This window comes from Thalassolituus sp. UBA2590 (genome assembly GCF_002339775.1).
Taxonomy (GTDB): domain Bacteria; phylum Pseudomonadota; class Gammaproteobacteria; order Pseudomonadales; family Oceanobacteraceae; genus Thalassolituus.
The window spans coordinates 1-8,418 of record NZ_DDKU01000080.1 but is presented as its reverse complement, the minus strand read 5'-3'; the positions used below and the strand labels follow the sequence as shown (position 1 = coordinate 8,418).

Sequence of the window (8,418 nt, the reverse complement as noted above, 5' to 3'; positions counted from 1 at the left end):
ACAGGCAGGCTGAAGTCGCTTCACATCGACCGGGTCTTTCAGTTCAATTACGCCGATGGCGCCCAATACCCGCACGTCCGCGACGCCATTCAGCTCAGAGGCTCGACTCAGACCCGTCTTAAGTCCCTGCTCAATTCCTGATACCTGCCCTTTCCAGTTGTTCTCCATCAGCAGATCAAGACTGGCACAGGCAACACGGCACGCCAACGGATTAGCCATGAAGGTTGGCCCATGCATAAAGCAGCCGGCCTCACCACGACTGATGGTCTCTGCGACTTCGGTAGTCGCCAGTGTCGCCGCGAGCGTCATGTACCCACCGGTAATGGCCTTGCCGACGCACATAATGTCAGGGCTGATACCTGCATATTCACAGGCAAACAGCTTACCGGATCGTCCAAAGCCCGTTGCGATCTCATCGGCGATCAGCAGAACACCAAACTCATCACATAGGGCGCGTGCCTGACGCAGATACTCTGGGTGATAGAAGCGCATGCCCCCTGCCCCCTGAACAACGGGTTCAAGAATCAGGGCCGCAATGCTCTTATGATTCTTTTCGAGAGATTCTCTCAAAGGCGCAATGTCATCAGGGTTCCATTCTTCTTCAAACCGCGTCTGAGGCGCAGGAACGAAAAACTGCTCGGGCAGAATACCGCTGAAGAGATGATGCATTCCTCGCTTGGGATCACAGACAGACATGGCTCCGAGCGTGTCGCCATGGTAACCGCGCTCCAGTGCCAGCAAGCGGGTTCTTGTCGTTTCACCCCGTGCATGCTGGTACTGAATGGCCATTTTAATCGCGACCTCGACAGACACCGAGCCGGAATCCGCAATAAACACTTTTTCCAGTCCGTCGGGCGTAAGAGCAACAAGGCGGCGTGCCAGCTCAATCGCCGGTCCATGCGTAAGACCGCCGAACATAACATGACTCATCCGTTCAGCCTGTTCGTTCAGCGCCGCATTTAATACCGGATGATTGTAGCCATGAACCGTGCACCACCAGCTCGACATGCCATCAATCAATTCCCGACCGTCCTGAAGTTTCAGTCGCACCCCTGAAGCACTGACCACCGGCCAGGTATACCCAGGATCAGTCATTGAACTGTACGGATGCCAGACATGATCACGGTCATAATTAAGGTCGGGTTGTATGAAATGAGAGGTCATGTGTTCTCCTGAGGTTCTGGCTGCACTCCCGTCAGGCCTTAGGATGACGCAGTTTTATGTCACCTGTAAACCAGACTACTGATCCGCAGTTGACCACTGATCACGACGGAATAAGATACGGGCACTTACTGGCGGAGTTATCTATGAGTTGGCAAGACCGTTTTGCGTCTGCTCTTCAGCAAAGAAAAGAGGCACACCTGTTGCGCCAACGGCAGACACTGCAATCTCCGCAAAGCACACACGTGACATGTGGAAGTTCTCAATTACTGAACTTCTGCAGCAACGACTATCTTGGCCTGGCCAATACTGGCGGCGAAGACCTCGCCCGCGCTGCTCAGGAATGGCAATTCGGCAGTGGCGCATCCCACCTCGTTTGTGGCCACTCGCGTGCTCATCATGATCTCGAAGACGCACTTGCGGAGTTTTCTGGTTACCCAAGAGCCTTACTCTTCTCCACAGGTTATATGGCCAACGTTGGTGTCATTAGTGCGCTGGCCCAGCGGGGTGACCTGATACTGCAGGACAAACTGAACCACGCCTCGCTGCTCGATGGCGCTCAGCTCAGTCGCGCTAAAATGACCCGCTACCGCCACTGCGACTATCAACAACTTAACGAGCTACTTGAAGACGCTACCGGTGATTGTCTGGTCGTCAGTGACAGTATTTTCAGCATGGATGGTGATCTCGCAGACGTTGCCAGACTTGCGGCACTCAGCCAACAGCACAATGCGTTATTGATGATTGATGATGCGCACGGTATTGGTGTTCTTGGGCAGCATGGTCAGGGAGTCAGAGAGCACTTCAACCTCTCACAGGATGCCCTGCCAGTGTACATAGGCACTCTGGGTAAGGCGTTAGGAGGATACGGAGCCTTTGTCGCCGGCAGTGAAGAGCTCATTGAATATCTGATTCAGTTCTCGCGCTCCTATATCTACACCACAGCAATGCCACCAGCCGTTGCTCAGGCCATGCTGGGCAATCTTGAGCGGGCGAAAGACAACAAGCTGCGCGAGACGCTGACCAACCGTATCGAGCAGTTCCGCAGTGGCGCCAAAGCACGGGGACTGCCATTGATGGCCTCAGAAAGTCCGGTGCAACCGCTGCTGACCGGTGCCAGCGACCGGGCACTACGCATCAGCGACCGACTTAAAAATCAGGGCATCTGGATCTCCGCCATACGGCCACCTACCGTTCCGCAGGGAGAAGCCCGCCTGCGTGTTACCCTGACCGCCGCGCATACAGCCGAGGATATCGAGACTCTGCTCACGGCCCTTGAATCAGCATTTGCAGGTGATGAGTCATGACACCGCTCTGGCAAAAGCTCCAGTCAACTCAAGGCAGCGACCTGAACTGGCTGTGGCTCCCCGGCTGGAGCTTCCGCGCCGATGTTTTCGCGCCCTTCTTTGACTCACTGCCCGGGCATCACTGGGGAGCCGACTACCTCAGTAATGATTGCAGCTTCGAAGCTGCAGCAACACAACTTGCGGCGACCGCACCCGATACAGACAGCCCCGAAGGCTCATCTGCCATCTGGATTGGCTGGTCATTGGGCGGCGCACTTGCTGCCGCAGCCTGCGCTGGCACAGCAGCTACCAGAAGTCAGTTCCTTGTCACTCTGGCAACAGGCCAGCGCTTTCTTTCCGATAAGACAGGCAGTGGTATGCCGAGAGAGGACTTTGAAGCATTTTCTCAGTCTTTAACATCGAACGCAGAGACAACACTGAAACGCTTCACCGGCTTGTGTGCGCAGGGCAGCTCTGAAGCACGTTCCCTGATCAAGCAGTTAAAGAGCAGCCAACACCTCGTACAGAGCGAGCTTAACCGCACACTTGAATGGCTAAGGTACGAAGTTCTTCCCCCCTCACCCCGCAGCCTGCATTTGTACGGTCACGCAGACGCGCTGAAGCCTTCTCAGATGCCCCCTGTTGAACTCAGCCCGGGAGAGAGCCATGCCTTCTTTCTTACGACAGAAGGTAAGCATCACTTACTGGAAAGGCTGCATCAGCTGGCAGAGCAGCTACAGCATGAATCAGCCAAACCAGAGGAAATGCCATGACGCGCCGCGATAAACGTCAGGTCGCGCAGCATTTCAGTCGTGCCGCTCAGAGTTATGATCACGCCGCCAGCATTCAGCAGCGCGCTGTCACGGCGTTGCTCAATCAACTGCCCACACTGTCAGGACACTGGCTCGATATCGGTTGTGGTACCGGCGTCGCCCTGCCGCACCTGCGCTTAAAAGGTGCCAATCGGGTTACTGGAATCGATCTCGCCGAAGGCATGCTAGAAGCCGCCGCCAATCACGCAGATCCTCAGACTGATCTCTTGCTCGCCGATGCAGACGAGCTTCCTCTACCCGACTGCTCGGCAGACGGCCTGATCTCCAGCCTCATGCTGCAATGGAGCGAAGCACCGGAAGATACACTCAAGGAATGGCGGCGAGTACTGAAACCGGGGAGCCGCATTGCCATAGCAACCTTACTCCCAGGCACTCAGAAAGAGCTACAGCAGGCCTGGAGTGCGATTGATGATCGCCCTCATGTGAATGAATTCGAAGCTCCCGAACGTCTGAACCATGCGTTAACGCAGGCTGGTTTCACAGACATTGTCTTTGAGCAGGACTGCCTGACCGAGTACTACGATTCCGTGCCTGACTTGCTACGCAGCCTGAAAGCCATAGGCGCCACCAATGTGAACGCAGGCCGCCGGGCTGGCCTGGGCGGCCGCGCAGCCATTGAGGCACTGAGCAGACACTATCCGGCCACCCAGCATATGGGGCAAACAGCCTATCCACTAAGCTACGAAGTGCTCTGGATCTATGCCCTGGCACACCCAGAACAACCCTCTGAGCTAAAACCATGAAACGCTACTTTCTGACTGGCACCGATACAGACGCTGGTAAAACACTGATCAGTGCAGCACTGCTGCAGCGTGCTGTTCTCGACGGACACACCAGCTTCGGTCTGAAACCGATTGCTTCAGGCTCCGACCGGACAGACAGCGGGCTCAGAAATCGGGATGCTCTTCTCCATCAGAAGTACTCATCAGGCAACCTTACCTATGAGGTTCACAACCCCATCACGCTGAAGCCAGCAATTGCGCCTCATATTGCCGCCAAAGAAGCAGGCCTGAGTCTGACATGCAGCTCGCTGATCGAAGCGTGTGAGAACGGGTTAACACAGACCGCCGACCTGCAATTGATCGAAGGCGCCGGAGGCTGGTTAGTTCCCCTCAACGACACCGAGACATTGGCCGACTTTGCTGCCGCCCAGAACCTGCCGGTGATATTGGTCATTGGTCTTAAGCTCGGCTGCATCAATCACGCCTGCCTGACCGTTGAGGCGATTCGTCAACGCGGATTAGTGGTTGCAGGATGGGTCGCAAATTCTGTCGATCCTGATATGGAAGCCCAGCAGGAAAATCTGCGCTACCTGACACAATGGTTCCACCAGCGCGGTATAAAGCACCTGGGAACCGTGCCTCACATCCGAGGCATCGATCCTTTCGATGAAAACTCACTGAAACAGGTGTCGGACCTTCTGCACTGGCCGGATTGACCAGTTACAGTGACGAAGTTACGGCGGCTTGCTATAGTTTCAGAATATCAAAGAGACAATCGACAGAGATTTCATGGAAACGCCGCTCAGTAAAAGACTGCAGCATTTCATCCCGTTCGATGAATGGTCCGAAGACATCATTGAAGAACTGACGCCTCACTTCCGCGAGCACACGCTTCCCGCGAGAAAAATTCTGTTTAAACGCGGCCAGTCTGACGACGAATGCCACTTCCTGCTCAGCGGCGGTATCGACCTCGCCGACGATGATTTCAATATCAATGGTGTCGATGCCGACAGCGATGAAAACTTCATGGCATTGGATAACACACATGTCGTGCATCGCTACACCGGCATTACCCGAACGCCTTGCCAGCTGGTATCGGTAAAGCGTGCGTATCTTGAACTGATTTCAACCTGGTCTGAATTCCGCCAGTCAGAAAGCCGTAGCCAACACGATGAAGAAAGCGACTGGCTCGAAAGACTGATCACCTCAGATCTTTTTACCCGGATTCCACCCGCGAATATCCAGAAGCTACTTTCGCGCTTTGAAGAACTCCCCGCATCACTGGGAGACGTCGTTATCCGTGAAGGTGAAATTGGTGAACATTGCTACGTAATCAAAACAGGCGGTGCACTGGTCACACGCAAAGCAGAGCAGGAAGAAGAAACGCTTGCCGCCCTTGGCCCCGGCGATCTTTTCGGTGAAGATGCGCTGGTGAGTGAATTACCGCGCAATGCCAGCGTGACTATGACGTCGGCCGGAACACTCGCTCGACTCTCAAAAGAAGACTTTGACCCCCTACTGAAAAAGCCAGTGTTGAGTTATATCCGTGAAAACGAACTCGAGACCCTGATTGATGAAGCAGACACCGGAGTGATCATCCTCGATGTGAGGCATACACAGGAAGCAAGCGCAGCACCTGTGTTGCGCGCTCGTAATGTCCCTCTGTCTAAGCTTCGGGAAGCACTGAAGTCGCTCGAGCGTGATTTCATCTACATTACGACAGGCGGCGGGCGCGCTGAAGCGGCAGCATATATTCTCTCAGAAGCTGGGTTTGACGCTCGCGTACTGGCATGAGGGGCCAACACTCAGCGAAGTCACTCTGGGCGCGACGTCGCTTCTGGCTGGCGCTTACGTTGTCGCTGGGCCTGCACCTTATCTTCCTGCCAGACCTTGGGTTGGAAACAGACGAAAAGAGCACTCGGGTCATCCTCGCCACTTTAAAAACAGAAGTTCCTGAGCGGGCAAATGACAATGAGCAACGTGGCGAGCTTTCTACAGCCAGCCAGCCGATATCGACACCTCCCGAACCTGAGCCTGCCGAAACGCCAGAATCTGCCAGAGAACCGGAACCTGCCACAGCCCCCCTGGCCACCCAAAAGCCTGTGAAGCCTCAGGCACCCGCTACACCAGACACAATCACCACAACGGCCAGCTCTGAAATCACTCAAAAGCCAGATGCTCCGGAACCAATTCCCTCGGTAAAGTCTTCTCCAACACCAGATTCAATAAAACCAGACTCTCAAGCGCGGACTATAAAACAACCTGCTGCCAACATCACCTCATCAACGGCATCTGAACAAGCCCGGTTTGCCGGCGACGATCAACGCTTCAGCGATCCGGTCGAGCAGAAGTACTATGAGCGCCTCATGGCTCACCTGAACCAGAAATTGCCAGCGCATCCGGCGGGTATCCAGGGAGACGTCCGCTTACAGGTCACTATTAAGTACGGAGCCGTTATCACCGCCGTTGACGTGATTGTCAGCAGTGGTGATTCAGCAACCGATGAGTGGGTCCGCCGCGCAATTCTGGCAACCAGCCCAGTTCCTGCCGTGCCCGCAGACCTCGAACAACCCTACCTCTTCAGACCAACTCTGCGCCTGACCGACTAAGCCACGACGTATAAGCGTTGTACAGGGTTAGAGCACGCCGCTACAATCAATCGCTCTCACCGCTTCATATATAAGGAAACATCGTGTTCGATAGTGGCATCATTGCATTTGCGTTAATTGGTCTGATTTCGTTCGCCAGTCAGTGGTTGGCCTGGCGCGTAAAGTTACCAGCTATTCTGTTTCTCCTGGCCTCCGGTTTACTGATTGGGCCTGTCACTCAACAGTTCAATCCAGACGCACTTTTTGGGGACCTGCTGTTTCCGCTTATATCTCTGGCGGTCGCGATCATTCTCTTTGAAGGCAGTCTGACCCTCGACCTTAAAGAGATACGCTCACAAAAAGGCGTCGTGCAGCGTTTGATTACCACAGGTGCGGGGATCACCTGGGCGGTTGTAGCCGTCGCGACCCACTACCTGTTCGGACTGAGCTGGGAGCTCAGCATCCTCTTCGGTGCCCTAACCGTAGTCACCGGCCCGACCGTCATCGTACCCATGCTCAGAACCGTTCGCCCGAACGCAGATGTCGGTAACATTCTGCGCTGGGAAGGTATCCTGATCGACCCGCTGGGTGCACTCCTGGTGGTCGTCGTGTATGAGTTCATCGTAGCTCAGGGGCAGGCTCAGGGCGCTGTAAGCGGGATGCTTGCGTTTGTTGAAATTATCGCTTCTGGCACGGTACTCGGCCTCACTGCGGGTTGGATTCTCGGTTTTATTCTGAAGCGTCGATGGGTTCCGGAGTACTTGGAGAACATGGCCACCCTCACTATGGTGTTTCTGAGCTTCAGCGTTGCCAATATGCTTGCTCACGAATCGGGTCTGCTTGCAGTCACGCTGATGGGGATGTGGCTGGCAAATCAAAAGGATATCCGCATTGGCGAAATTCTTAACTTTAAAGAGCACCTGACAGTTCTACTGATTTCAGGACTTTTCATTATTCTGGCCGCTCGTCTGACACTCGATGACCTGATCGCACTGGGCTGGATGCCGTTTGCACTGCTCGCCATTATGCAGTTCGTCGCGAGACCTTTGTCTGTGTGGGTTTCAGCCATCGGCAGTACACTCAGTTGGCAGGAGAAGTCCCTGCTATCCTGGATAGCACCACGAGGGATCGTAGCCGCGGCCGTTTCTGCACTTTTTGCGATAAAACTTGAGCAGTCCGGGGAAACGGAAGCCGCCATACTCGTCCCACTTACTTTCTCCGTGATTTTTGGCACGGTTGTTCTTCAGAGTGCTACCTCGCGCATGATGGCCCGCTGGCTGGGAGTTGCGGAGCCACCACCCAACGGTTTCCTGATCGTTGGGGCAAATAACATCGCCCGAACCATTGCACTGGAACTCAAAAAGAACAAAGTGGATGTGCTTCTCACGGATTCAAACTGGGACAACATCCGTGCGGCACGCATGGACGGGCTGCGTACCTTTTACGGGAACCCCGTTTCTGAATACGCAGAGCAGCGTCTTGATCTGGTTGGTCTCGGAAAACTCCTTGGTCTATCACCGGAGCGCAGCATAAACACAGTTGCAGGAATGCGTTTTGGCAATGAATTTGGCCAACACAATATATTTGCCCTGCGGACGTCCGTCGATGCGCGACTATCGGAAATGCATATCGATGGTGAAGAGCACCGTGGACAGTACCTTTTCAGTGAAGACCTGACGTACAGCAAATTCTCCAGCATGTTGGCGCAGGGGGCCGAGCTGCATTCCACCCGACTGAGCAGCGAATTTACCTGGAATGATTTTCAACAGCAAAACGGCAAAGATGCCATTCCCTTATTCGCAATCACACCAGAGGGCAAGGTTATAAC

At 54.5% G+C, this 8,418-nt stretch carries 8 protein-coding genes; 7 read left to right on the top strand and 1 reads right to left on the bottom strand.

Translation table 11 applies throughout. From position 1 onward, the window contains the following. Nucleotides 1–1,164: adenosylmethionine--8-amino-7-oxononanoate transaminase (gene bioA / locus B2067_RS07785; protein ID WP_301388028.1), on the bottom strand; the 1,164-nt coding region annotated here is incomplete at its 3' end. Between the two features lie 143 nt (nt 1,165–1,307). Between bioA and bioF the strand changes: the two genes are divergently transcribed. The 7 genes from bioF to B2067_RS07750 all read left to right on the top strand — a co-directional run. After that, entirely contained in the window at nt 1,308–2,468 is a 1,161-nt protein-coding gene (gene bioF / locus B2067_RS07780; protein WP_301388027.1) for an 8-amino-7-oxononanoate synthase, read from the top strand. Beyond that, nucleotides 2,465–3,220: an alpha/beta fold hydrolase gene (locus B2067_RS07775; RefSeq protein WP_301388026.1), complete on the top strand. Its 756-nt coding sequence runs from the start codon at nt 2,465–2,467 to the stop codon at nt 3,218–3,220. Before bioF ends, B2067_RS07775 begins: the two co-directional genes overlap by 4 nt. Beyond that, nucleotides 3,217–4,023, top strand: coding sequence for a methyltransferase domain-containing protein (locus B2067_RS07770; RefSeq protein ID WP_301388025.1), 807 nt, complete (start codon nt 3,217–3,219; stop codon nt 4,021–4,023). The genes B2067_RS07775 and B2067_RS07770 overlap by 4 nt, the downstream gene beginning before the upstream one ends. Then, entirely contained in the window at nt 4,020–4,718 is a 699-nt protein-coding gene (gene bioD, locus B2067_RS07765; RefSeq protein ID WP_301388023.1) for a dethiobiotin synthase, read from the top strand. Before B2067_RS07770 ends, bioD begins: the two co-directional genes overlap by 4 nt. A 73-nt stretch (nt 4,719–4,791) precedes the next feature. After that, nucleotides 4,792–5,796 carry a cyclic nucleotide-binding domain-containing protein gene (locus B2067_RS07760; RefSeq protein ID WP_297532472.1) on the top strand — a complete coding sequence of 335 codons (1,005 nt, stop codon included), beginning with the start codon at nt 4,792–4,794 and terminating at the stop codon, nt 5,794–5,796. Then, nucleotides 5,793–6,611 (top strand): energy transducer TonB family protein, encoded by an 819-nt coding sequence (locus tag B2067_RS07755; RefSeq protein WP_301388021.1) that lies wholly within the window; start codon nt 5,793–5,795, stop codon nt 6,609–6,611. The genes B2067_RS07760 and B2067_RS07755 overlap by 4 nt, the downstream gene beginning before the upstream one ends. 83 nt (nt 6,612–6,694) lie before the next feature. Then, nucleotides 6,695–8,418 (top strand): cation:proton antiporter (locus B2067_RS07750; RefSeq protein ID WP_301388020.1); only part of this gene is annotated, 1,724 nt, incomplete at its 3' end.